Source organism: Pseudomonas sp. OG7 (assembly GCF_014192825.1).
GTDB classification, from domain to species: Bacteria; Pseudomonadota; Gammaproteobacteria; order Pseudomonadales; family Pseudomonadaceae; genus Aquipseudomonas; species Aquipseudomonas monteilii.
The window spans coordinates 216929-240221 of sequence record NZ_JACHYK010000004.1; the positions used below are offsets into that span (position 1 = coordinate 216929).

Consider the following 23293-nt stretch of genomic DNA (forward strand, 5'->3'; position numbering starts at 1 on the left):
GTCAGAGGTGCCAGCTGTTAATTTGGCTGCGGGGTCATCCTTATCGAATCAGCTCGATTTCACGGGTAATGATTGAATGCTTGGCGGTCTGTTTTTCAACACGCACACGCGCAGCAGCGGACATCTTGCTGAACAGTTCCGGTGACTCGATCACTCGCGCGATTCCGTCAGCCATTCCTTGGGCGTCATCGCCGGCAGCAAGAATCCCACACTCGTCATCGACAAACTCTGGGATCGCTGTAACAGCGTTTGTCACAGCGATCAGGCCGGAAGCCATCGCTTCGTCACGAGATACGCCTTGGGCGTCCATGCGTGTAGGGCAGAGGAACAGGCCGTACTGTTTGTGCAGTGCGGCAATTTCTTGATGCTTGAGGAAGCCGCGCTCAATTGTCACGTTGCTGTATTTGCGCAGCGGGGCGAGGGTTTCCTCGAACAGTACGCCATCACCGATCATGCGGAACTCAAGGTTCTTGAAGTACGGTTTCTCCGCCAGCAACTCAATCGCCCGAACACTCAGGTCGTTAGCGTATTTGGCTGATGCATAAGGGCGGATGGACAGTAGCTTCATGCGCTGTTCTTCCGGCTTTTGCTGGTACGAGAAGGTTTCCGTATCAATCGGGTTATGGATGATCTCGTAGCGGTCTTCCGGAATCCGGAAGCCCACGTCCTCCATCACTTCTTCGGCAAAGTACCGGGATACGAAGACGAGCTTCAGATTGGCTGGCATGTTGCTCAGCGTCTCGCGCCAGAACGCCATGCGTTTTTCGCTTTCGACTTTCGCCACCGCCAACTGGCTCTCATCCGAGTAGTTGTACTCGCGACGCCACCAAGGCTGTACTTCTGCACCGTGTACCCAAACCACTACTTTGACCATGTGCGTGAAGCGCTTGAGCACTTCCCACATTTCCGGGTCCAGGAAGTGCACCAGTACGCTCTTGTACTGACCACTCTCGAGCATCTTGTTCAGGGTGGACTGGCAACCGGTTACCACGTCTACGTTCTGGAACTCGTGGTAGCTGACAGCCTCGTTCTTGCGCAGGCGGAAGATGTCCACATTCAGGTTTTGTTCCTGATAAGCCATCACTCGGCTGTGTACAAAGCCGTTGCGATACAGGTCAGCATAAGCCGGGTAGTGGTTGGTAACGACCAGGTGTTTCGAGCGGCCCAGCATCTCCGAAGGTTGCAGGTCGCGGTGGCCAAGCACCAGCGCCTTGATCTCGCTACTGCCAGCCGCGTAGGCCCGCAGACCAAAGCGCACGAAGGCGGCTTCTGGTGGTACCTCGGAGGTTTGGTTGCGGTTGGCATGCTGCATCACATGGCTGATCCGCTGCTTTTCAGCATCAAGGAACAGCACGACCAATTGCAGGTTCAGGCCGGGCGTGCAGTCGAGGTACAGCTTGAGCTGGCGGTCCTCGAGATTCAGTTGGTCCAGGCTGACCTCTTTGAGGGCATACACATATTCATGCTTACCGTCTGCCAGCGTGGAACTGACACGCCAGTTATCTACGTCGACCGACAGGTTCAGGAACTTGCTGTGCTTGGCACCGAACATATCAGCCAGCTCGCGACCACTGATCTCCGGAGAGTCATGCTTGTCTTCCAAGGGAGCGATGGCCTGTGCGCGAGCCTGGAGCTGGTCAATGGTCATGCCAAGGTTCAGCTCCAGGTCGTCCACCTTGGCGCTGATAGCTTCGTGCTGTGCTGCCCCATTTTCGCAGTAGTTGAACGGGTCGATGGCCAAGCCTTGCTCGTGGGTGTATTGCAGCGACGGCAGGCTCTTCAACCAGCTGCGCAGCGGTTGGCCGGCAACGATCTCGGTGGCTACCAGCGAGCGGCGTGCGCTTAACGATTGAGCCGGGCGGTACGCCAATCCATTCGATTGCAATTGTGCATTTTGCCCATTGCAGGTGAAGTGGGCTGCTTTACCAATAACCTGCGCCTGGCTGTAGCGGGTAGCCAGCGCCAGGTCCAGCAGGTAATTAGGGCCGTAGTAGTCTCCTGGTACAAAGCCGGCAACCCAAGGTGTATTGCCGACCAGCTCGCCAAGGCTGGTTTTCTTCAGCTGGGCAGGCTTGAGCACCAGAATGCGTGGGTCGTCACTCACGATGCTGCTCTGGTAAGCATCGGTGATGATGACCATGCGCACTTGGCTGTAGGTCTGACGGTTCAGGTGGGCACGCAGCATGTCGAACTGCTGACGATCTTGTGCTTCGCCAACGACCACGATTTCCGGCAGGCGCTGAGCCTTCACGGTGCCAGCGACTTTGCTGAGCACGTATTCCAGGCGCTGGGTGTAGGTGTGCTCTTGCATCACTTTACGCAGGGCGGCGAGCTTCAACTTGTCACTGTTGAGTGGGTCTTCGGCCAGCAGCTGCAGGCGGCGCAGCATTTCTTCGCCATTGTCGGTGGTGACGACCAGGTCACCGAACAACAGGCGTACACCTCGGGAGAAGTTGCTGACGGTGATGGTGTTGCAGCCCAGCAGCTCGAACACTCGACGCGCGAACATCGATTGCGACTGCTTGATCGAGTTCAGGTTGATCGCGTAGCGATAGCCTTTGTAAGCCGTGTCGATTTTTTCGAAGGGCAGAGTGCCAACGATGTACGGCTGGTATTCCTCGGGGAACTGGTAGTTGGCGTCGTTCTTGCCGAAGTTGCGGTCGAAAATTTCCAGCGGGCGGAACTTAGGCAGCTCGCACACGAAGTTGCCCAGGTCGCGGGTACGCTCTGGGTAGCGGGCGTAGTAGGCGCCGGCAAAGCAGAATGCGTCTTTGCGCTCGTACAGCTCGATCGGGTTGTGCAGCGCTGGCTGACAAGCGAAGGGCAGCAGGTAAACACGGTCGTGACCGAGCGCACCTTTATAGCGGTGAATGCAGTCGATGTCAGTGGTGAACACGTGGTCGAACTGCTTGGCGGTGGTCAGGAAGGTTTCGAAGTGAACCGGGTCTTCCTTGTTCCAGAATACGGTGGGTACCTTGTTCTGACGGCACCAGTTCAGGATGTCCTGCAGCTCTTGGCTGTTGTGGCCAACTTTGCTCCCCCACAGCTCATCCTTGCCACGCCAGGCAGACTCGATGAACAGCAGCTCAGGACGGAAACCTTCCAGCTCTGCTTTCCAGTTGGCAGGTGTGAGTTGCATCAGGTCACATTCGTAGCGGTAGGAGCCGAAGGTGAACTCATCCATTACACATGCCACTTTCAGGCGGCTTGCAGGTTGGTCGGCTTGGCGCAGCAGGATAGAGCGGCTCTGCTCGCTGGTCGGCAGGGCTTCAGGCAATTTCAGGTAGTTCTCATCCTGAATGACCGGCGCAGGAGGCAGCAGGGCCTTCATTGGTTCGTTGGCGATGCGCTTCTGTTCATTCTGCTGGCGTTGCTGGTTGGCCTTGCGGTACAGGCGCAGCAGGCGCACAGGCAGTCTGACCAGCCCGCCCAGCGAGTTGGCGCTGTTCTTGATCTGATAGCCCAACTGGTAGGTCATGCTGGTGCGGGTTTTGACCAGGCGTTGCTCTGCCAGATGGCGCTGCGTATTGGCTCGCTCCAGATTGGCATTGAGCTCGTCGATCTTGCGCTGCTGCGCGGCGCTACGCTCCAACAACTGATTGAGATTGGCTTTCAGTTGAGGGATCTGCTCTGTGCTGACTGTGCGGTACTTCAAGTTGGCCGCGCCCAGGCCTGCTTTCGAGGAGTTGAGCTCGTTCTCCAGTTGCATCCGCAGGCCTTGCCACTGCTCATTGGTGGCTGCCAGGCTCGCTTCAGCTGCCTGACGGCTGGCGGTTTCGAGCATCAATTGTTCGACCAGTGCGTCCTTGGCCTGATTCAGCGAGGCGATCGTTTCAGCTTGTTCAGCCTGCGCTTCTTGCGCCTGCTTGTTGGCCAGGGTCAGTGCATGCACTTGCTCTTCAAAGCCATTGCGCAGTTCCACCAGTGTATTGATGGTGTTCGCCTGGGCGGCATGCTCGCGCTCGCCACGTGCTTGTATTTCGCTCATTTCCAGCAACTGACTTTCCAGTTCAGTCTGGCGGTTTTGCAGAGCAGTTACTGTTTCCGCCTGGGCTGCATAAGCCTGCTTCATCGCTTGGCGCTGATTACCCAGATCGGCTTCCAGTTCAGCTTGACGTGCTTTCAACAGGGCAATGGTTTCGGCCTGCGCAGCGTCGGCCCGCTGGGTTTGGGCCTGCAATTCGTTCATATACTCCAACTCGCTTTCAAGTTCGGCTTCCAGTTCCGCTTGGCGCTTGCGTAGCGTGGCGATGCATTCGTCTTTCTCGGCAATATCCTGGCTGCTCTCGGATTGCAGGATGCTCAATGCCTGTTTCTGATTCTCTAGCGCGGTCTCCATCGCCGTTTGGAGTTCGCGCAAGCTTGCAATGGTATTGATGTGATCCGTGTTGGCTTCGAGCGTCTTGTCTCTTGACTCGACAGCGGTGCCTAACAACGCATCCAGTTCTTCGACACGGGATTGCAGTGACGAAATGGTTTCCAGGCGGGCTGCATCGGCTAGCCCGGCTTGTTCGCGCAGTTCAGTCATTGCCTGTGCCTGGCCTTCCAGTTCAGCTTCCAAAGCTGCTTGGTGCGCGCGCAGGGCAGTGATTGTTTCTATATGGCCGGTGTTCGTCTGTTCAGCGTGAGTCTGCAGTTCAGCCCGACGTTCTAATTCGGCTTGCAGCTCTACTTGTTGTGCCTGCAGGGCTGCAATAGTGCTCTCATGTGCTGCATTCGACTCATCTGCTTTGGCCTGGGTACTGGCTAAAGCCTGCTGCTGGTTTTCGAGGGCAGCCTGCAGCGCGGCCTGCTGCGCGCGCAGAGCAGTGATGGTGTCTACATGGCCTGCATTGGTCTGTTCGGCCTGCGACTGCAGTTCATCTGCAGCTTGTCGCTGATTTTCCAGTTTGGCTTGCAAGGCAGCCTGCTGCGCTCGGAGCATCGTAATGGTTTCTATGTGACCATCGTTGAGCTGCTGAGCCTGGACAAGCTGTTCAGATAGCACTTCAAGCTGGCTTTCCAGCTCGTTACGCTGCTTTTGAAGGCTTGATACGGTTTCGTTCAGTGCCGCATTGTCAGCCTGGCCTTTGGCTTGAAGCTCGGTCACCTGCAGAAGCTGGCTTTCCAGTGCGTCGTGTTGAGCCTGCAATGCTTCAATCTTTGTCGACTCGTTGGCTGCCAGCGCTTCTGCGGCCGCCCGTTGCTGGTCTGTGGCCAACAATTGCTCTTCCAGAGAAAGCAGTGACTGCTGCAGCGAGTCCAGTTCTTGATCCCGTTGTCCCTGAGCTTCTTCAAGCACTGCGATCTGTTGTTGCAGCTGGGCATACTGTTCTGCAGTCGCGAGGCATTTTTCATTGGCCTCACCCAGTTGGAACTTGAGCGAATCCAGCTCTGCGTTCAGTTCCTGGATGCTACGGGCGCTGGCTTCGAGAGCTTCCTGGTTCGTTTGCTCTAGAGAGACGATATGCGCGTCGCGATCTTGAAGCTGGCGAGTCAGAGCCTCGACCTTCTGAGCTTCAGGCTTCAGCAGGGAGAGCTGTTCAGTGGCCAGACGATACTTTCTGTTGGCGTCGTCCAGGCGCTCCTTGATTTCCTCAAGTTCTTGCACCCGCTTTGCCTTGGCATCGAGAATTTCGCGGTTGGCCTGCTGCAACGTCGCAATATCCGTGTCACGCGTTTGCAGTTGCTTGGCGAGCGCTTCAGCTTTCTGCGCTTCAGGCCTCAGTTGAGCAATCTGCTCAGTGGCGCTGCGGTACTTCTTGTTTGCATCTGCCAGCCGGGCGCCTATCGACCCCAAATTCTCGCGCAAGGTGCGCTCAATAGACTCAAATGCCTTTTCGAGCTCGCGTACTCGATCAACAGTAAGCGAGTCGATGGTCCCCGGCTTATGCGCTTCGTTCTTGACGGCCACAATCCCCAGCCACTTGCCCAGCATCTTCACTTCGATGATCTGCAAATGCTCGGCCAGCAGCCGGAACGGTTCCATCAGGTAGAACGTGTGCTTGTGGTCAATGAAGTCATTGACCCCGAACGGTACGGTGATCACCAGCCGGCCACCCTGCTTGAGCAGGTCGTAGGCCTTTTCGACGAACAGCTCCGGGCGTACCAGGTGTTCGAGCACTTCGCTGATGACAACGGTGTCCGGTTCAACCTCGAGCGTATCCAGCGCGAGGAAGTCTGAATTGATATACGTGACGTTTTGCTGGATGTGGGCAGGCTCCGCAGACAGGTAACCCTTGGCCTCTTCGATGGCCTGCGGGCTGGTGTCCACACCGGTGACCTGGCAACCCTCACGCGCCAGCAGCAGGGGCACGATGCCCTGTGAGCAGCCCACATCCAGGATCCGGCGCCCTTTGACCTGGGCGCAGATCCAGTGGATACGGGACTGCGTTTCGCGCATGAACTGATCCCCCAGCTTGCCGTAGTAGGCTTCCATCACGCGGTCATGAATATCGGCCAAAGGTGAAGGCAGCTCTGTGTTCACGGTAGGTTTCTCAAGCGTGGGGTTGTTCATGCGGTTGGGTCCATCAGGCCTGGGTAACGCCAGCGGCGTCGATCACAAAGGCCGCGTCGCGTACGTTGAAGGTGCCGCGGAATTCGCGGTGCTTCACCAGCAGCACGTGGATGTCGGCGCTGTCCTGGGCAAAGTCGAATTCCACATGCTCGTGGCGCGCCAGGCGCTGCGGCAGGGCTTCGATGTTCGGCTCGACCAGTTGCAGGGTGGCTTCCAGCTCGTTGCCCAGGCGCTCGGCGATGCTCAGGGCCGGGCTTTCGCGCAGGTCGTCGATGTCGGCCTTGAAGGCCAGGCCGTAGCAGGCGATTTTCACTTGCTGGGCCGACTTGCCCGGGTTTTTGATCAGGAAGTTGGCCAGGGCCATTTTGACCTTGTCGATCACCCACTCAGGTTTGCTGTCGTTGACCACACGGGCAGTGCGGATCAGGCGAGCCTGCTCTGGGGTCTGGCTGACGATGAACCATGGGTCTACCGCGATGCAGTGGCCGCCAACACCCGGGCCAGGCTGCAGAATGTTGACGCGTGGGTGGTGGTTGGCCAGGCGAATCAGCTCCCACACGTCGATGTCCAGCTTGTCGCAGATGATCGACAGCTCGTTGGCGAAGGCAATGTTCACGTCACGGAAGCTGTTTTCGGTCAGCTTGCACATTTCGGCAGTGCGGGCATTGGTGACGATGCACTCGCCTTCAACGAAGGTGCGGTACAGGCGTACGGCCGCTTCCGAGCACTTCTTGGTCATGCCGCCGATGATGCGGTCGTTTTCTACCAGCTCGCGCAGCACGTGGCCTGGCAGTACGCGCTCAGGGCAGTGGGCAATGCGGATGTCGGAGGCTTCGCCGTGGGTTTGCGGGAAGCTCAGGTCCGGGCGGGCTTGTGCCAGCCAGAAGGCCATCTGCTCGGTGGCGCCGACCGGGGAGGTGGACTCCAGGATGACCAGGTCGCCTTTTTTCAGCACGGGCGCGATGGCCTTGCTGGCGGACTCGATGTAGCTCAGGTCCGGCTGGTGGTCATCCATGAACGGGGTCGGCACGGCGATCAGGAAGGCGTCGGCAGCTTCTGGCACGGTGGAGGCGCGCAGGTAGCCTTCGGTTACGGCTGCGTGAACCACCATGTCCAGCTCAGGCTCGACGATGTGGATTTCGCCACGGTTGATGGTGTCGACCGCGTGCTGGTTCACATCGATACCGATCACGTGCTTTTTGCGGGCGGCGAAAACGGCGGCGGTTGGCAGGCCGATGTAGCCCAGGCCTACGACGGAAATCTTGTTGAAGCTCATGCTGCGTCCTTGGAGTTAGAGAATGCGGAAAGTGCGTCGAGGATTCGCGCGCACGCTTTTCCATCGCCGTAGGGGTTGTGGGCGAAGCTCATCTCGCGGTAGGTCGCATCGTCGGTGAGCAGTTTTGCCAGGTTCTCGGTGATCGATTCCACATCGGTACCCACCAGCTTGACGGTGCCGGCAGCCACGGCTTCCGGGCGCTCGGTGGTGTCACGCATGACCAGTACCGGCTTGCCCAGGGCAGGGGCTTCTTCCTGGATGCCGCCGGAGTCGGTGAGGATCAGGTACGAGCGGGTCATCAGGTAGACGAACGGCAGGTAGTCCAGCGGTTCGATCAGGTGGATGTTGTTGACGTCGGCCAGCAGGCGGTTCACCGGTTCGCGCACGTTCGGGTTGAGGTGCACCGGGTAGACGATATCCACGTCAGGGAATTGACGCGCGGTGTCTACCAGCGCCTGGCAGATACGCTCGAAGCCGCCACCAAAGTTTTCGCGGCGGTGGCCCGTGACCAGCACCATGCGGCGTTCAGGGTTCAGGAAGCTGAACTGGGCTTCGAACTGGTTTTTCAGGGCCGGGCTTTCCAGCTTGCGGACGACTTCCAGCAGCGCGTCGATCACCGTGTTGCCGGTGGTGTAGATGGTCGCGGCGTCAGTGCCTTCACGCAGCAGGTTGTCCTGCGAGGTGGAGGTTGGCGCGAAGTGCAGGGCGGCCAGGGCGCCGGTCAGGCGGCGGTTGCCTTCTTCCGGCCATGGCGAGTACAGGTTGCCGGTGCGCAGGCCTGCTTCCACGTGGGCGATCGGAATCTGCTGGTAGTAGGCGGCCAGGCTGGTGGCCAGCGTTGTAGCGGTGTCGCCGTGCACCAGCACCACGTCGGGCTTGAACTCGGCCAGCACAGGCTTCAAGCCCTGCAGAATGGCAGTGGTCACGTCGGTCAGGTCCTGGCCTGGCTTCATGATGTTCAAGTCGTAGTCGGGCGTGATCTCGAACAGCTCCAGTACCTGGTCAAGCATCTGACGGTGTTGGCCGGTTACGCAGACGCGCGACTCGAAACGGTCGTCCTGGGCAAGGTTGAGGGCCAGTGGTGCCATTTTGATGGCTTCTGGGCGGGTGCCAAATACGATGAGGGTCTTGAGGGACACGGCGACGGTCTTCTGTGTATTGAGTGAAGGCGGTTGGAACGACTGCTAAACGCGAGGATCCGGGTGTTGCTCAGGTCGGCCGAGGGGGGCCTGGCTGGCGCGGCACGACAGAAATCGGGCAGGGCCAGTGGGGGAGAGGTGAAAAAAAATTCATTCTGCTCGGATCCTTCAAGCGAAGCGGTTGTCCTATGGCCGCGAATTTATCATTTTGTCATCAATATGGCATCCCGTCTGGCACGTTTTTTTCCCCTGATCAAGGGCATTTGCCTCTAACTATCGAGCGATTGGATCCGATTTCGATTATATATATCGGATAAAACGATTGTTTGATCCCATACAGGCATCATGCCAACGAAGTCAATATAACTATCGTATGCGACGAACGGGTGGGAGCCTTGTCCGGCAAGGCTTGTAGGAAAAACAACCGCTTTTGGTCTGAATGAAAGCCAGGTTAAACGGGAATTTACCTAGCGGCGATTTGCCATCGCTTTTTTTTCATGAAGTTAACTCGAAACATGGCTTAACGCCATCATTTTTGGGTGGTCGAAGTTGGTTTTTTTAATGTTTGATTCGGTAACGATTAACCTCGCCAAGAGCCTGTCTGCAAAGTGGCAGAACCGCTAGGGTTGTTTGCGCAGCCGAAGGAAAACGGCTGCTGGAAAATGACCAACCCAAGGAGTGTTTACTCATGCGTAACAACGTTCTGTCGTACCTGCTGCTGCCGCTGTTCGCCACCCTGTCGTTCTCCCTTAGCGCGGCACCTGCCAGTGCCACGGCGGTGCCAGAGCCGGTGCCGGTTGTGGCCCAGATGCAGGCGCAAGAGGCGCCACGGCTGGACCTGAACAAGGCTGATGCACTGACCTTGCAGAAGGAGCTGAACGGCATCGGGAAGGCCAAGGCCGAGGCCATCGTGGCCTACCGTGAGGCCAATGGGCCATTCGCTTCGGTGGATGAGCTGCTGGAGATAAAAGGGATCGGGAATGCGTTGCTGGAGCGCAACCGGGATAAGGTGATGGTGGAGTAAGGGGGGCGGCAAGCGCTGCTTTGCAGCCCGTGGCGGCATAAGGCCGCTCCTGCGATCACCACTTTCATATTCGAGTGGGTGATTTATGCAGGGGCGGCTTTTTATATCGAGAGGGCAAGGCTAATGGTAATAAAAATGCAATAAAACAATGATTTAGCCATTGCTTTTGCGGGCGTCAAAAAAATGCCCGTCATCATGGTTTTTAACCCGTTGCTTTAACCTTTTACCGGTCCTGCGCATCCTTCGCATCCGCTTCGGCATTGCGCTCATGCACCTTGCGCAATTGTTCTTCGGTGAGGGGCAGTTTTTTTGCCGTGTCGCGCAGCATCATCAGGCCACCGACGATGGAGCCGAGGGCTATGATGAGGATCAGCCAGGCATACCAGGGCATTGTCGTTCTCCTTAAACGGGGGGAGCATTGCTTGTACGAAATTTGAGCAGTAGCCCGTTCCATTGGTTCAATTATAGGAGCCAGCCGCCGCCGGGCCAATTCCGTGACCCGTGGGCCCCAAAGCCTGCGTCACTTCGTTTACAATGCGCGCCGTTTTCGACTTGCCAAGAGACCCTGCCCATGTCCGCCTGCCAGACGCCCCTGATCGTCGCCCTGGATTTCCCTACCCGTGAGGCCGCCCTGAAGCTGGCTGACCAGCTTGACCCTGCGCTGTGCCGGGTGAAGGTTGGCAAGGAGCTGTTCACCAGCAGCGCTTCGGGCATTGTCGAAACCCTGTGCGACAAGGGCTTCGAAGTGTTCCTGGACCTCAAGTTCCACGACATTCCCAACACCACCGCCATGGCGGTCAAGGCAGCCGCCGAGATGGGTGTATGGATGGTGAACGTGCATTGCTCCGGTGGCCTGCGCATGATGGCCGCCTGCCGTGAAGAACTGGCCAAGCGCAGCGGCCCACAGCCATTGCTGATTGGCGTGACCGTGCTGACCAGCATGGAGCGTGAAGACCTGGCCGGTATCGGCCTGGATATCGACCCGCAAGAGCAGGTGCTGCGCCTGGCGGCATTGGCGCAGAAGGCTGGCATGGACGGTTTGGTGTGCTCGGCGCTGGAGGCCCCGGCGCTGAAGGCTGCGCACCCGTCGTTGCAACTGGTGACCCCGGGTATTCGCCCAGCAGGCAGTGCGCAGGATGACCAGCGCCGTATCCTCACCCCGCGTCAGGCGCTGGATGCAGGGTCTGATTACCTGGTGATCGGCCGGCCGATCAGCCAAGCGGCAGACCCGGCGCAAGCGCTGGCTGCGGTGGTGGCGGAGATTCGCGGGTAAGTAGCCTGTGTGTCACAGAAAGGCCCGCACCTGTGTGCTGGCCTTTTTTATTGGCCGCCGACAGGGTTTGCCCCCCTCATCGGCAGCCGCGGTCAGATTACGACGCGCACTGGCTTGAACAGCCTGAGCAAGTAGATCGGTACCCATGTCAGCAGAAACACAGCCACTGCCAGCAACGGTATCAACCACGCCAGCGAATGCCCCTCGATCAGCGGACCATAAAGGAGGCTGGCCCGGTTCATGATGAACACGTGCAAGCAGTACAGCCCCAACGTGCAACCTGACAGCTCGGCCAGCAGCTTGCTGTGCTGTACCAGTTGGCCACCCAGCGCAAGCAGCAGGCGAAAAGCAAAGATGGCGGCCAGCACCACCAACGGAGATACGTAGGAATAGAAAATCTGGTTGGGCTCGCCTTGCAGCATGGACATGGCATGCGTGGCGGCGGCGGTCAGAAGGCCGCTGATGGCGAATCCGCCCAGATTTACCCAGTTGTTGCCTGGGCCGTGCTGGCGAATCTGTTCAAACACATAAGCCCCCAGAAACGCGTAGCCCGCATACCCCATGAACGAAAACAGCTCATAGGTATGCACCATGTTGGCCAGCGCCGGGCTGAACTGTGCGGCGGTGGGCAGCAGGCAACTGATCACCAGCCACAGGCTCAGGAACACCCGCTTTTCCTGCAGCCCGCAATGTTGGTAGACCTTGGCCATGAACGGCATGAACAGGTAGATGCCGATGATCGCGTACAGGTACCAGAGGTGGTAGTAGACAGGGCCGTGGAGCATGGCCACTGCCGCTTGCCACATGCTGCCGTACCCGGTGCCCAGAGTAGTCCGCCACAGCGCATAGAACACCGACCAGAAGAGCAGCGGCGGCAGTATGCGCACAAAGCGTTTCTGGTAGAACGTGATTGCACCCTCTGCCCGGTCAAGCAGCAGGGCGCCAGACAGCATCAGGAACAGGGGGACGCAAGACCTGACCAGGGAGTTGTAGATGTTGGAGGACATCCAGTTGTCATCCAGTTGCATTGCCCCGGCTGATGCGATGTGAAGCAGTATCACCATGAAACAGGCGGCGATCCTGCAAAAGTCGAGTCCGGCATTCAAGGGATGCTGCATGGGTTGCCCACCTTATCGCTGCCCTGCGTAATGGGTGTCTGTGGATGCCTGAATGTAGGGCGGGCGGGGGAAACTGCAAGCGGCGAAAGTGCCACAACCGGGGGCTGACACCCGGTTTCAGAGCCTGCGCCGCTCCTGCAGGGGGCGGCGCAGGCTTTCCAGCGTTAGACCTTCAGCACCAACTTGCCAAAGTTCTCCCCACTGAACAGCTTCAGCAGTGTCTCGGGGAACGTCTCCAGCCCCTCCACCACATCCTCCTTGCTCTTCACCTGCCCGCTGGCCAGCCACCCGGCAATTTCCAGCGCGGCCTTGCCGTAATCCTTGCTGTAATCCATCACAACAAAGCCTTCCATGCGCGCACGGTTCACCAGCAGCGACAGGTAGTTGGCCGGGCCTTTGACGGCCTCTTTGTTGTTGTACTGGCTGATGGCGCCGCAAATCACGATACGGGCCTTGTAGTTGATGCGGGTCAGCACGGCATCGAGGATGTCGCCGCCCACGTTGTCGAAGTACACGTCCACACCTTTGGGGCATTCACGTTTCAGGCCGGCCAGCACGTCTTCGGCTTTGTAGTCGATCACCCCGTCGAAGCCCAGTTCGTCCTTCAGGTACTGGCATTTCTGGGCGCCGCCGGCAATACCGACCACACGGCAGCCTTTGACCTTGGCGATCTGCCCGACAATGCTGCCCACCGCACCGGCCGCGCCGGAAATGACCACGGTGTCGCCGGCCTTGGGCTGGCCTACGTCCAGCAGGGCGAAATAGGCGGTCATGCCGGTCATGCCCAGTGCCGACAGGTAGCGGGGCAGGGGCGCCAGGTTGGGGTCGATCTTGTGCAGGCCCTGGGGTTCGCCGGTGAAGTAGTCCTGCACGCCAAGGGCGCCGCTTACATGGTCGCCCGGCTTGAAGGCGGGGTGGTTGGAGGCGACCACCTCACCCACGCCCAGGGCACGCATCACCTGGCCCAGGGCCACCGGCGGGATGTAAGACTTGCCTTCGTTCATCCAGCCGCGCATGGCCGGGTCCAGGGAGAGGTACAGGTTGCGCACCAGCACCTGGCCTTCGCCGGGTTGTTCGGTGGGTACGCTCTCGAAGTTGAAGTCATCACGGCGCACAGCGCCGACCGGGCGTTTGGCGAGCAGGAAACGGCGGTTGGTCTGGGTCATGGCGGGTCCTTGTGGGCTGTGGAGGGAGTCAGGCGTTCAATCTACCTTGTTGATGTAGGTAGGTCCGTAACATCACTGACAAGCATGGTAGCCCAACCGTTGGTGTGATGATGCTGCCCGGCCCTGACGTGGCTGACTATGCTCTGCACCCCAGCCAACCCTCACAGGAGCACGCGATGAGCATGACCTTTTCTGGCCAGGTGGCCCTGGTTACCGGCGCCGCCGCCGGTATCGGCCGGGCAACTGCCCTGGCTTTCGCCCGTGAGGGCCTGAAAGTGGTGGTAGCCGACCTCGACCCGGTTGGCGGCGAAGCCACCGTGGCGCTGATCCACGCGGCGGGCGGCGACGGGCTGTTCATTGCCTGCGACGTTACCCGCGACGCCGAGGTGCGTCAGTTGCATGAGCGGCTGATAGCCGCTTACGGCCGGCTGGACTACGCCTACAACAATGCCGGCATCGAGATAGAGCAAAACCGCCTGGCCGAGGGTAGCGAGGCCGAGTTCGATGCCATCATGGGCGTGAATGTGAAGGGCGTGTGGTTGTGCATGAAATACCAGCTGCCCTTGTTGCTGGCCCAGGGCGGTGGGGTAATCGTCAATACCGCTTCGGTGGCGGGATTGGGGGCGGCGCCGAAGATGAGCATTTACAGTGCCAGCAAGCATGCGGTGATTGGCCTGACCAAGTCGGCGGCCATCGAGTACGCGAAGAAGGGCATCCGCGTGAACGCCGTTTGCCCGGCAGTGATCGACACCGACATGTTCCGCCGTGCCTACGAGGCTGACCCGCGCAAGGCCGAGTTCGCCGCCGCCATGCACCCGGTGGGGCGGATCGGCAAGGTCGAGGAAATTGCCAGCGCCGTGTTGTACCTGTGCAGCGACGGCGCGGCGTTTACCACCGGACATTGCCTGACAGTGGATGGTGGGGCGACGGCGATCTGAGCCGATACTGTGCCTGGCAGCGCCGTTGATTACCATGGCGAGGCCAGCAACCTGGCTGCGTATCAATGTCGCTTACGGGCAGGATTCCCGCGTTCAGGCTTTCCTCTGGCATGCAGGGCGACCTCTGCCAAGCTGAAAACGACACGCTCATAGCTATTTGACACTATTCTGACGCCAGGCCCTTGTTCATCGGTTGGCAACGTTGCCACCCTTGGCCCTCGGGATAACCTTACACGCAGAAGGGGAGTCGGCGATGGGCGCGAGCAAGCACGGTGTGCTGGCCAACCTGGGCATGGCCCGCAAACTCGGCTTGGGCTTTGCCCTGGTGCTGGTACTTACCCTGGCAGTGGCGGCCATCGGCATTGCTGCCTTGCACAGCGTTGGCCAGCGCTTCGACAGTTTGCGCCAGTTGGCGCAGTTCAATACCGACCTGCTGCGCTTGCGCCAGCACGAGCAGGCGTTTGCCTTGCGCTCCGACATCCAGCAGGCCGAGGCTTTGCGCAACGGCCTCCAGGGCCTTGCCGAGCGCGCCCGTGGCTTGCCGTCGCTGGCGGCGGCGCAAAGCGACCTGACAGCCTACGGCCAGGCTTTCGAGGCCTTTGTGGAGGCCGTGCAGGCCAAGGAGCTGGCACTGGACATGGCCAGCTGGTCGGTGTCCAGCGTGGCCAATAACCTCGATGTGCTGCAGGCCGGCCTGGCCGATGACGGTGTCTACACCCTCAAACAGTCCCAGGGCCAGCAGGGCGGCGAGTTTCTGGAGCAGGCTGCGCAGGTGGCGCAGGTGTCACGGCTGATGTTGCAGGCCATGGACGAAGCGCGGGTACGCCTGGAAAAAAGCCGTAAGGGTGAAGATGGCGTAAGCCAGGAACGTATTGCCCAGACGGTGGAAGCCGCCAGCCTGGTAGGCCAGTTGCAGGGTACGGTCAGTGATGCCGGCTACCAGAGTGTATTGGGCGAGGTGGCAGGGCACATTGGCAGCTTCTCGGAAAAACTCAACGAATACACCGACCAGCTGGCCCGTGAGCAGGGGCTCAAAGCCCAGTTGCAAGCCAGCGCCGAGCAAGTCACCGGCCGGGTCGACCAGGCTTATCTGGGCCAGGAGCAGGTGCTGCAGGGTGAGCTGCAGCGCAATGCCATAGCTATTGGCCTGGCCACGGCGTTGGCGCTGGTTGTCGGCTTGCTGGCAGCCTGGCTGATTACCCGTGCGGTCGTCGGCCCGCTCAAGCATGTGATCGCCCGCGCCCAGCGCATTGCCGCTGGCGAGTTGTCGTTCGACGTTCAGGTGCCACGTCGTGACGAAGTGGGGCAACTGATGCAGGCCATGCAGCAGATGGCGGCGGGCCTGTCGGGTATTGTCAGTGGCTTGCAGCAAGGTATCGAACAACTGGCGGGCAATGCCCAGGCGTTGTCGGCAGTGACCGAACAGACCAACCGCGAGGTGGGCACCCAGAAAGAGGAAACCGAACAGGTGGCCACCGCCATGCAGCAGATGACCGCCACCGTGCACGATGTGGCGCGCAATGCCGAGGAAGCGGCACAGGCGGCACAGGCTGCGGACGACAAGGTCGAGTCGGGGCAACAAGTGGTGCGCCAGAGCATGCAGCGCATCGAGCAGCTGGCGTCTGCGGCAGAAACGGCCAGTGCCGGTATCGACAGCCTCAGTGCCGAAATCCACACCATTGGCGATGTGCTGGAAGTGATCAAGAGTGTGGCCGAGCAGACCAACCTGCTGGCGCTCAATGCTGCCATCGAGGCCGCCCGTGCGGGTGAGCAGGGGCGTGGTTTTGCCGTGGTGGCCGATGAAGTGCGCGCGTTGGCGCGGCGTACCCGGCAGTCTACCGAGCAGATCGAGACACTGGTCGCCAGCCTGCGTGGCAACGCCCAGCAGTCGGTGGCGCAGATTCGCGGCAGTACCGAACTGGTGCGCCTGGCGGTGGCAGATGCGCTACAGACCGAGAGCGCGCTGGGCAGCATTGCGTCGGCGGTTTCGTTGATTCAGCAGATGAACCAGCAGATCGCCGCAGCGGCCGAGCAGCAGAGTTCGGTGGCGGAAGAAATCAGCCGTAGCGTGACGCAGATTCGCGGTAGCGCGGACCAGGCGGCGTTGGCGATGCAGGACAATGCCAGGTCCAGTGTGGAGCTGGCGCAGTTGGGTAAGGATTTGAAAGGGATGGTGGGGCATTTCAGGTTGTAGTGTTGGTCTTGGGATTTTTGTTGGTTCTGAAATCGAGCGCCGCCCACGCGGCGCTCGATCTCAACCCTAGCGCCAATCTACCGTCATACCCGACGCGGGTTGAGGATCATCAAGGTCACCACCCCCGCTACAATCCCCCAGAACGCCGAGCCAATCGAAAACAGTGTCAGCCCCGAAGCCGTGACCATAAAGGTGATCAACGCCGCCTCCCGCTCACGCGCCTCGCTCATGGCCACGGTCAGCCCGTTCATGATCGAACCAAACAGCGCCAAGGCGGCGATCGACAGCACCAGTTCCTTCGGCAGTGCCGCAAATAACGCCGCCAGGGTTGCGCCGAACACCCCGGCAATACCGTAGAAAATCCCGCACCACACTGCTGCTGTGTAGCGCTTGGCCGGGTCTTCATGGGCATGCGGCCCCGTGCAGATCGCCGCGCTGATCGCCGCCAGGTTGACCCCATGCGAACCGAAGGGTGCCAGTAGCAGCGAGGCAAAGCCGGTGGCCGAGATCAGTGGTGAGGCCGGCACTTGGTAGCCGTCGGCGCGCAGCACAGCCACGCCGGGCATGTTTTGCGAGGTCATCGCTACCACGAACAGCGGAATGCCAATGCTGATGGTGGCTGCCAGCGAGAAGCTCGGCGTGGTCCATACCGGTTTGGCCACTTCCAGCTGGAAGCCGCTGAAGTCGAGCAGGCCCAGGGCCCCGGATAACGCAGTGCCCACCAGCAGCGCGGCCAGCACGCAGTAGCGCGGCGACAGGCGCTTGACCAGCAGGTAGCTGAAGAACATGCCCAGCACCAGCAACGTGCGGTGCTGCGCGGCAACGAAAATTTCGCTGCCGATCTTGAACAGAATACCCGCCAGCAGCGCCGAGGCCAGCGAAGCCGGGATGCGTTTGACCAGGCGCTCGAAGCTGCCGGTCAGGCCGCAGATGAGCACCAGCACGGCGCAGGTGATGTAGGCGCCAATGGCCTCGCCATAGCTCACGCCGCCCAGGCTGGTAATCAGCAAGGCGGCACCGGGGGTGGACCAGGCGACGGTGATCGGTGTGCGGTAACGCAGTGACAGGCCGATGCTGCACACCGCCATGCCGATTGAAAGCGCCCAGATCCAGGACGAAATCTGTGCAGTGGTAAGCCCGGCTGCCTGGCCAGCCTGGAACATCAGCACCAGCGAACTGGTATAGCCGGTGAGCATGGCGATAAAGCCGGCGACGACCGCCGACGGGGAGCTGTCTGCCAGGGGCCGCAGGCGTGCGGAGGTGGCATCGGTCATGAACAAAGTCCTTGTAAAGGTGTAAGCAGTTTTTTCAGACTACAGCGCGCAAGGTTGATCCTTGCCATACAGCGGCCATTGCTTTTAGCCGTACAGTCGCCAACTATTGGGCACAAATGCGAAACTGCTTGGAAGGGGAGGGGCAATGTACAAGGTCTATGGCGACTACCAGTCGGGCAACTGCTACAAGGTCAAGCTGATGTTGAGCCTGCTGGGCCGGCCGTATGAATGGCACCCGGTGGATATCCTCAAGGGCGAGACCGAAACGCCCGAGTTTCTGGCGATGAACCCTAATGGCAAGGTGCCAGTGCTGGAGCTGGAAGATGGCAGTTACTTGTGGGAGTCCAATGCCATTCTCAACTTCCTGGCCGATGGCAGCGAGTTCCTGCCCAGCGAGCCGCGTCTACGTACCCAGGTGCTGCAGTGGCAGTTCTTCGAGCAGTACAGCCATGAGCCGTACATTGCCGTGGCCCGGTTTATCCAGTTCTACCTGGGGCTGCCGGATGAGCGCCTGGAGGAGTACCGCAAGCTGCACAAGGGCGGTTACAAGGCGCTGAAGGTGATGGAGCGGCAGTTGCAGATGACGCCGTATCTTGTGGGTGAGCAGTATTCGATTGCCGATGTGGCGCTGTATGCCTATACCCATGTGGCGCATCAGGGCGGGTTCGATCTGGCCGATTACCCGGCAGTAAGGGCCTGGCTGGAACGCGTCAGCAGCCACCCGCGGCATGTGCCGATGGTGGGCTAAAAGCTGACACGCTCCCACAGAGCCTTGCAGCGCTTTTAGGCCGACGCAAAGCGCTCATCCAGATAAGCAATGATGGCCTTGGATTCATACATCCAGGTTACCTTGTCGCCTTCTTCGATGCGCAGGCACGGCACTTTCACCCGGCCGCCACCCTCTTGCAGGGCCTGACGGTGCACCGGGTCGTTCTTGGCATCGCGCAGTGCCACCGGCACGTTCAGCCGGTGCAGGGTGCGGCGGGTCTTGACGCAGAACGGGCAGGCGTGGAACTGGTACAGCGCCAGGCCCTTGGCCGCTTGCTCGACGCGGGCCTGGGCGGCGGCGTCGCGTTTGCGCTTGGCCGGGCGGCTGATCCAGTCGCCGAACACGATGAGCTGGCCGAGGCCAACCCGCAGGGCTTTGACGATCATGGGCAACTCCTGAAATGAAAAAGCCGACCCGGCAGGGTCGGCTTGGGGTCAGCAGCCAATCACTTGATCAGGCTGAGGAACTCGCTGCGGGTGGCGGCGTTCTCGCGGAACTCACCCAGCATCACCGAAGTGATCATGGTCGAGTTCTGCTTCTCGACACCGCGCATCATCATGCACATGTGCTTGGCTTCGACCACCACGGCCACACCGGCGGCACCGGTTACCTGCTGCACGGCCTCGGCGATCTGGCGGCTGAGGTTTTCCTGGATCTGCAGGCGGCGGGCGTACATGTCGACGATACGCGCAACCTTGGACAGGCCCAGTACCTTGCCCTTGGGCAGGTAGGCAACGTGTGCCTTGCCGATGAACGGCAGCATGTGGTGTTCGCACATCGAATACAGCTCGATGTCCCGGACCAGCACCATTTCGCTGTTGTCAGAGCTGAACAAAGCGTTGTTGGTGACTTCTTCCAGTGTTTGCTCATAACCGCGGCAAAGGTACTTCATCGCCTTTGCAGCCCGCTTGGGCGTGTCGAGCAGGCCCTCACGGGAGACGTCCTCGCCAATCTGGCTGAGGATCTCGGTGTAGTTCTGTTCCAGGGACATGGATCTACCTGTGGGAAAAAATCGCAAAAACGAAGGGTACGGCGGTGAGGGCGGCGCTGCAAGCGCGGCGTTACTCGTCGCGGCCTTCGAGCATGGTTCGCTTGAGCATCACATACACCGCGCCGGTACCGCCGTGGCGGGCGCTGCACGAGGCAAAACCGAGCACCTGCGGGTGCTGGCGCAGCCAGGTGTTGACGTGGCTCTTGATCATCGGACGCTTGCCGTCCAGGCGGGCAGCCTTGCCGTGGGTCACCCGCACGCAGCGCACTTCCAGCTTGGTGGCTTCGGCGATGAAGTCCCACAGGGTTTCGCGGGCCTTTTCCACGGTCATGCCGTGCAGGTCGAGGCTGCCTTCGAACGGAATTTGCCCCAGTTTCAGCTTGCGCAACTGGCCTTCCTGCACGCCGTCGCGGCGCCACATCAGCTCGTCTTCAGCGCCAACGTCGATAACGAACTGATCGGACATGCCGTCGATCACCAGGGCCTTGTCACTGCGCACTGTCGCTGCCTGGCGAAGGCCAGCCAGCTGCTGGCGGTCGGCCTTGGGCTTGCCGACTTCGGCACGGTCGTGGCGGATTTGCTTTACGCCGCGCACTTCGGCCTTGAACAGGGAAAAATCGTCGTCTTGCATGATGCCTCCACGTTGGCGGCGTAGTTTACGCGACTGTGGGGCGCAGGTGATACCAAGCCATCAATCATGCTTCTTCATCAGGTGTGGCGACAGGTTCAACTCCCGCCCGCGACGCAAGCGAATACGGCTACGCCGCCAAAACCGCACACCCAGCCACAGCAGCAGCAAGCCAGCCCCGGTGAGGATGCTGGACAGCGGCTTGTTGGCATTGAGTTCTTGCAGGGCAGGGTAATTGCCCAGCAGGCCGGCAACACCGGCCATGGCCAGCAGTACGCCCAAGGTCGCCAGCAGGGCCGACAGGCCGGCCGCCAGGCGGGCGCCCCAGTTACGCGGTTGGCGCGGGCGCAGGCGCTTGGCGTCGAAACTGCCTTTAAGCTTCATTCCGCTCTCCTCTGTGGATATCCGGAATTCGACCTGCTGCCGCCCATCGGGTTCCGCCCGGCTGCCGGGCGGTCGTGCCCAGCCCCTTAGATCAGGCTGGCGGTGGGGGCCACGCAAGCGAAGTTGTCGGCCATTACGGCCATTTCGCACTGGTGGATCTGTGCGGCCGGGATTACCCCGTCCTTGAAGGCGAGGTCGCGGGTTGCCGAGGCGTCTTCCACCAGGGTGCACCGGTAACCATAGTCCTTGGCGCGGCGCACGGTGGTGCTGACGCTGGAGTGGCTCATGAAACCGCAGACGATCAGGTCCAGGTGGCCGAGCTCCTGCAGGGTTTCGTGCAGTTTGGTGTTCTTGAACGCGTTAGGCATGCGCTTTTCGATGACGATTTCGCCTTCCTGGGGCTCAAGCCCCGGAATGAACTGGCCGGCCGGGCCCTGTGGGTCGAAGCGGCCACCGACAGTGCCCAGGTGGCGTACATGGATGATCGGACGGCCGCTTTTGCGCGCGGCGTCGAGCAACCTGGCGATGTTGGCCACGGCCTCGTCCATGCCCGACAGCTGCAGGGGACCACTGAGGTACTCCTTTTGCGCATCGATGATGATCAGGCTGGCGTGGCTCAGCTTGGCCGGCGGGTAGTCGCGGCCAGTGAGGCGGAACATCGTGGTTGGAACGGACATCAAGGGCTCCTTGGATAGGGCTTTTGTATACCTATTGTCCCCTGCCTTGGCGCCAATGGGAATGGTTGACAACGCAAGCGGCATGGTTACTGGCCTGTGGCTAGCCTTTGGGTAAGGCAAAGGAACAAATGTGCGGGTGGGGCTGTTAGACTTTTGTCCGGTCTGAAATAGGAGTACCCCGTGATCACATCCCGTCTGCGCACGCTGCGCGACTACATCCGCTGGGCGGTCAGCCGCTTCCACGAGCACGACCTGTTCTTCGGCCACGGTGCCGACAACGCCTGGGACGAGGCCCGCCTGCTGGTGCTGGGTGCGGTGCACCTGCCATGGGAGGTGGCCGACAGCTACCTGGACTGCATGCTCGAGGACGACGAGCGGGTACGCCTGCAGCACCTGCTCAAACGCCGCATTGAAGAGCGCGTGCCTGCCGCCTACCTGCTGGGCGAGGCCTGGTTCTGCGGCATGTCGTTCATCGTCGACGAACGGGTACTGGTACCGCGTTCACCCATTGGCGAACTGATCGAAAAACGCTTCGAACCGTGGCTGGCCAGCGAGCCTGCGCGCATTCTCGACCTGTGCACCGGCTCGGGCTGCATCGGCATCGTAGCTGCCGACGTGTTCCCCGAGGCCGAGGTGGTGCTGGCCGACCTGTCGTTCCAGGCGCTTGAGGTGGCCAACCAGAATATCGAACGCCATGGCCTCGACGGCCGCGTGTACACCGTGCAGGGTGATGGCTTTGGCGGCCTGCCGGGGCAGCGTTTCGACTTGATCCTGTCCAACCCGCCGTATGTCGATGCCGAAGACTTCGACGACATGCCGGCCGAGTACCACCACGAGCCCGAGCTGGGCCTGGCCTGCGGCAACGACGGCCTGGACCTGGTGCGGCGCATGCTGGCCGAAGCGGCAGACCATCTGACTGACAAGGGTTTGCTGATTGTCGAGGTGGGCAACAGCCAGGTGCATGTCGAGGCGCTGTACCCTGAGGTGGACTTTGCCTGGCTGGAGTTCGAGCGCGGCGGGCATGGGGTGTTCATGCTGACCGCTGAGCAGTGCCGCCAGCATCAGGAGCTGTTCAAAGCCCGGGTCTGAACCATTTGGGGCCGCAAAGCGGCCCCAATCTCCATCGGCTCACGCGGTCTCAGCGGGTGGCGATCCAGATCAACAATCCCGCCTGAAACACCGCAAACGCCACCAGACAGGTAATGGTAAAGCGCAACCCGCCGTCTTCGCGCTGGTATTTGGCCACCCGCTCATCACGCTCGCGCAGTTGCCCTTCCTTTTCCTGCAACTGCTGGTCGGCCTGCTGCAGCAGGTTGGCGGCATCCAGAATCTCCACCCGCTGCAGTCGCTCGCTGCTCCAGGCGGCTTTGAGCTGGCCCACGGTCATGTCCACGGTACGGCCCTTCAAATGCTGGCTGTCCTCGTACTCCACCTCGATACCCACCCCGCGCAAGCAGTGGTCACGGCGCAGGCGCGAGTCCTCGTTCAACGCATCCTTGCTCGGCAGCGCCATGCCCTCCACCCGATAGTGCGACCACTTGCGCTGCAGCCACTGCACGGCCTGGGCCAGCATGAAGCGGCCGATACCACGGTTCACCGGTTCAAGTTGCAGGCCATGTTCATTGCCGATACGTACCAGGCGCTCGGCATGGTCGACGCGGATGTCCAGGCGGTTCTGCTCTTTGTGCACTTTCTGCCCGGGCAGCTGGATTTCCATGCGCAACAGGCTGTGTGCCTTGTCGTGGCGTTCGGCATAGCCGAACTGCACAAAGCGCAGCGGCCGCGCGCCGGTGCTGCGGTCTGTGGGCAGGGCTGCCAGGCGCAGTAGCTGGAAATGTTCGGCGGCAAGGTCGGCCCAAGGCAGGGCGGCGCTTGGCTGGGGCTCTTCGGCCGGCTCTTCGGCGGCGGGGGCGATTGTCATCAGGGCAAGTCCTCGGCTATGCCTG

The 23293-nt window shown here is 60.5% G+C and carries 19 protein-coding genes and 1 pseudogene; 7 read left to right on the forward strand and 13 right to left on the reverse strand.

The window, feature by feature from the left end; all coding sequences use genetic code 11:
* Positions 1-40: 40 nt before the first annotated feature.
* Genes FHW75_RS11775 through wecB form a run of 3 tightly spaced genes read right to left on the reverse strand, consistent with a single transcriptional unit; the run spans position 41 to position 8911 of the window.
* The gene (locus tag FHW75_RS11775) at positions 41-6496 is read right to left on the reverse strand and encodes a glycosyltransferase (RefSeq protein ID WP_183673689.1); all 6456 of its coding nucleotides are present in this window, start codon (positions 6494-6496) and stop codon (positions 41-43) included.
* A 13-nt stretch (positions 6497-6509) separates the two neighbouring features.
* Positions 6510-7772 carry a UDP-N-acetyl-D-mannosamine dehydrogenase gene (gene wecC / locus FHW75_RS11780; protein ID WP_019096948.1) on the reverse strand — a complete coding sequence of 421 codons (1263 nt, stop codon included), beginning with the start codon at positions 7770-7772 and terminating at the stop codon, positions 6510-6512.
* A complete protein-coding gene (gene wecB / locus FHW75_RS11785) occupies positions 7769-8911 on the reverse strand; it encodes a non-hydrolyzing UDP-N-acetylglucosamine 2-epimerase (RefSeq protein ID WP_019096947.1) in 1143 nt (380 codons plus the stop codon). Before wecB ends, wecC begins: the two co-directional genes overlap by 4 nt.
* A gap of 688 nt (positions 8912-9599) precedes the next feature.
* On the opposite strand from wecB, the gene FHW75_RS11790 reads away from it, so the two are divergent.
* Positions 9600-9935, forward strand: coding sequence for a ComEA family DNA-binding protein (locus FHW75_RS11790; RefSeq protein WP_025754748.1), 336 nt, complete (start codon positions 9600-9602; stop codon positions 9933-9935).
* A gap of 223 nt (positions 9936-10158) precedes the next feature.
* On the opposite strand, the gene FHW75_RS11795 is transcribed toward FHW75_RS11790, so the two are convergent.
* Positions 10159-10326 carry a DUF2897 family protein gene (locus FHW75_RS11795; protein ID WP_003252762.1) on the reverse strand — a complete coding sequence of 56 codons (168 nt, stop codon included), beginning with the start codon at positions 10324-10326 and terminating at the stop codon, positions 10159-10161.
* Positions 10327-10506: 180 nt separating this feature from the next.
* Between FHW75_RS11795 and pyrF the strand changes: the two genes are divergently transcribed.
* Positions 10507-11208 carry an orotidine-5'-phosphate decarboxylase gene (gene pyrF / locus FHW75_RS11800; protein WP_019096946.1) on the forward strand — a complete coding sequence of 234 codons (702 nt, stop codon included), beginning with the start codon at positions 10507-10509 and terminating at the stop codon, positions 11206-11208.
* A 92-nt stretch (positions 11209-11300) separates the two neighbouring features.
* Here the strand turns inward: pyrF and FHW75_RS11805 are convergent, their stop codons facing one another.
* Both FHW75_RS11805 and FHW75_RS11810 read right to left on the reverse strand, forming a co-directional pair.
* On the reverse strand, positions 11301-12326 hold the full coding sequence (locus FHW75_RS11805) for an acyltransferase (protein ID WP_081717269.1): 1026 nt from the start codon (positions 12324-12326) through the stop codon (positions 11301-11303).
* Between the two features lie 164 nt (positions 12327-12490).
* The gene (locus FHW75_RS11810; protein WP_019096945.1) at positions 12491-13492 is read right to left on the reverse strand and encodes an NADP-dependent oxidoreductase; all 1002 of its coding nucleotides are present in this window, start codon (positions 13490-13492) and stop codon (positions 12491-12493) included.
* A gap of 176 nt (positions 13493-13668) precedes the next feature.
* Here FHW75_RS11810 and FHW75_RS11815 point away from each other — a divergent pair, with 176 nt between their 5' ends.
* The 3 genes and pseudogenes from FHW75_RS11815 to FHW75_RS27160 all read left to right on the forward strand — a co-directional run bounded on the left by FHW75_RS11815 (position 13669) and on the right by FHW75_RS27160 (position 16624).
* Positions 13669-14430, forward strand: coding sequence for an SDR family oxidoreductase (locus FHW75_RS11815; RefSeq protein WP_016715057.1), 762 nt, complete (start codon positions 13669-13671; stop codon positions 14428-14430).
* Positions 14431-15235: 805 nt separating this feature from the next.
* A pseudogene (locus tag FHW75_RS27155) lies at positions 15236-15715 on the forward strand (methyl-accepting chemotaxis protein); the annotation flags it as partial.
* Between the two features lie 204 nt (positions 15716-15919).
* The gene (locus FHW75_RS27160) at positions 15920-16624 is read left to right on the forward strand and encodes a methyl-accepting chemotaxis protein (protein ID WP_371262339.1); all 705 of its coding nucleotides are present in this window, start codon (positions 15920-15922) and stop codon (positions 16622-16624) included.
* A gap of 83 nt (positions 16625-16707) precedes the next feature.
* On the opposite strand, the gene FHW75_RS11825 is transcribed toward FHW75_RS27160, so the two are convergent.
* The gene (locus FHW75_RS11825) at positions 16708-17898 is read right to left on the reverse strand and encodes a benzoate/H(+) symporter BenE family transporter (RefSeq protein ID WP_016715059.1); all 1191 of its coding nucleotides are present in this window, start codon (positions 17896-17898) and stop codon (positions 16708-16710) included.
* Positions 17899-18043: 145 nt separating this feature from the next.
* Here FHW75_RS11825 and FHW75_RS11830 point away from each other — a divergent pair, with 145 nt between their 5' ends.
* Positions 18044-18646 (forward strand): glutathione S-transferase family protein, encoded by a 603-nt coding sequence (locus FHW75_RS11830; RefSeq protein WP_016715060.1) that lies wholly within the window; start codon positions 18044-18046, stop codon positions 18644-18646.
* Positions 18647-18681: 35 nt separating this feature from the next.
* Here the strand turns inward: FHW75_RS11830 and FHW75_RS11835 are convergent, their stop codons facing one another.
* The 5 genes from FHW75_RS11835 to FHW75_RS11855 form a co-directional block, all read right to left on the reverse strand.
* A complete protein-coding gene (locus FHW75_RS11835; protein ID WP_019096943.1) occupies positions 18682-19053 on the reverse strand; it encodes a glutaredoxin domain-containing protein in 372 nt (123 codons plus the stop codon).
* A 59-nt stretch (positions 19054-19112) separates the two neighbouring features.
* Positions 19113-19658, reverse strand: a complete 546-nt coding sequence (folE, locus tag FHW75_RS11840; protein WP_012271077.1) for a GTP cyclohydrolase I FolE — start codon at positions 19656-19658, stop codon at positions 19113-19115.
* Between the two features lie 70 nt (positions 19659-19728).
* Positions 19729-20289: a Smr/MutS family protein gene (locus FHW75_RS11845; RefSeq protein ID WP_016715062.1), complete on the reverse strand. Its 561-nt coding sequence runs from the start codon at positions 20287-20289 to the stop codon at positions 19729-19731.
* 60 nt (positions 20290-20349) lie between these two features.
* On the reverse strand, positions 20350-20670 hold the full coding sequence (locus tag FHW75_RS11850) for a hypothetical protein (RefSeq protein ID WP_016715063.1): 321 nt from the start codon (positions 20668-20670) through the stop codon (positions 20350-20352).
* An 86-nt stretch (positions 20671-20756) separates the two neighbouring features.
* On the reverse strand, positions 20757-21347 hold the full coding sequence (locus FHW75_RS11855) for a cysteine hydrolase family protein (RefSeq protein ID WP_016715064.1): 591 nt from the start codon (positions 21345-21347) through the stop codon (positions 20757-20759).
* 180 nt (positions 21348-21527) lie between these two features.
* Between FHW75_RS11855 and prmB the strand changes: the two genes are divergently transcribed.
* Positions 21528-22436: a 50S ribosomal protein L3 N(5)-glutamine methyltransferase gene (gene prmB, locus FHW75_RS11860; RefSeq protein ID WP_016715065.1), complete on the forward strand. Its 909-nt coding sequence runs from the start codon at positions 21528-21530 to the stop codon at positions 22434-22436.
* A 49-nt stretch (positions 22437-22485) separates the two neighbouring features.
* Here the strand turns inward: prmB and FHW75_RS11865 are convergent, their stop codons facing one another.
* A complete protein-coding gene (locus FHW75_RS11865; protein ID WP_019096942.1) occupies positions 22486-23268 on the reverse strand; it encodes a hypothetical protein in 783 nt (260 codons plus the stop codon).
* Positions 23269-23293 lie beyond the last annotated feature (25 nt).

What these genes read in the sequence shown, in the direction of transcription:
- FHW75_RS11775 (WP_183673689.1), bottom strand. Translation starts at nt 6,496, where the DNA reads ATGAACAACCCCACGCTTGAGAAACCTACCGTGAACACAGAGCTGCCT.
- wecC (WP_019096948.1), bottom strand. Translation starts at nt 7,772, where the DNA reads ATGAGCTTCAACAAGATTTCCGTCGTAGGCCTGGGCTACATCGGCCTG.
- FHW75_RS11790 (WP_025754748.1), top strand. Translation starts at nt 9,600, where the DNA reads ATGCGTAACAACGTTCTGTCGTACCTGCTGCTGCCGCTGTTCGCCACC.
- FHW75_RS11795 (WP_003252762.1), bottom strand. Translation starts at nt 10,326, where the DNA reads ATGCCCTGGTATGCCTGGCTGATCCTCATCATAGCCCTCGGCTCCATC.
- pyrF (WP_019096946.1), top strand. Translation starts at nt 10,507, where the DNA reads ATGTCCGCCTGCCAGACGCCCCTGATCGTCGCCCTGGATTTCCCTACC.
- FHW75_RS11805 (WP_081717269.1), bottom strand. Translation starts at nt 12,326, where the DNA reads ATGCAGCATCCCTTGAATGCCGGACTCGACTTTTGCAGGATCGCCGCC.
- FHW75_RS11810 (WP_019096945.1), bottom strand. Translation starts at nt 13,492, where the DNA reads ATGACCCAGACCAACCGCCGTTTCCTGCTCGCCAAACGCCCGGTCGGC.
- FHW75_RS11815 (WP_016715057.1), top strand. Translation starts at nt 13,669, where the DNA reads ATGAGCATGACCTTTTCTGGCCAGGTGGCCCTGGTTACCGGCGCCGCC.
- FHW75_RS27160 (WP_371262339.1), top strand. Translation starts at nt 15,920, where the DNA reads ATGACCGCCACCGTGCACGATGTGGCGCGCAATGCCGAGGAAGCGGCA.
- FHW75_RS11825 (WP_016715059.1), bottom strand. Translation starts at nt 17,898, where the DNA reads ATGACCGATGCCACCTCCGCACGCCTGCGGCCCCTGGCAGACAGCTCC.
- FHW75_RS11830 (WP_016715060.1), top strand. Translation starts at nt 18,044, where the DNA reads ATGTACAAGGTCTATGGCGACTACCAGTCGGGCAACTGCTACAAGGTC.
- FHW75_RS11835 (WP_019096943.1), bottom strand. Translation starts at nt 19,053, where the DNA reads ATGATCGTCAAAGCCCTGCGGGTTGGCCTCGGCCAGCTCATCGTGTTC.
- folE (WP_012271077.1), bottom strand. Translation starts at nt 19,658, where the DNA reads ATGTCCCTGGAACAGAACTACACCGAGATCCTCAGCCAGATTGGCGAG.
- FHW75_RS11845 (WP_016715062.1), bottom strand. Translation starts at nt 20,289, where the DNA reads ATGCAAGACGACGATTTTTCCCTGTTCAAGGCCGAAGTGCGCGGCGTA.
- FHW75_RS11850 (WP_016715063.1), bottom strand. Translation starts at nt 20,670, where the DNA reads ATGAAGCTTAAAGGCAGTTTCGACGCCAAGCGCCTGCGCCCGCGCCAA.
- FHW75_RS11855 (WP_016715064.1), bottom strand. Translation starts at nt 21,347, where the DNA reads ATGTCCGTTCCAACCACGATGTTCCGCCTCACTGGCCGCGACTACCCG.
- FHW75_RS11865 (WP_019096942.1), bottom strand. Translation starts at nt 23,268, where the DNA reads ATGACAATCGCCCCCGCCGCCGAAGAGCCGGCCGAAGAGCCCCAGCCA.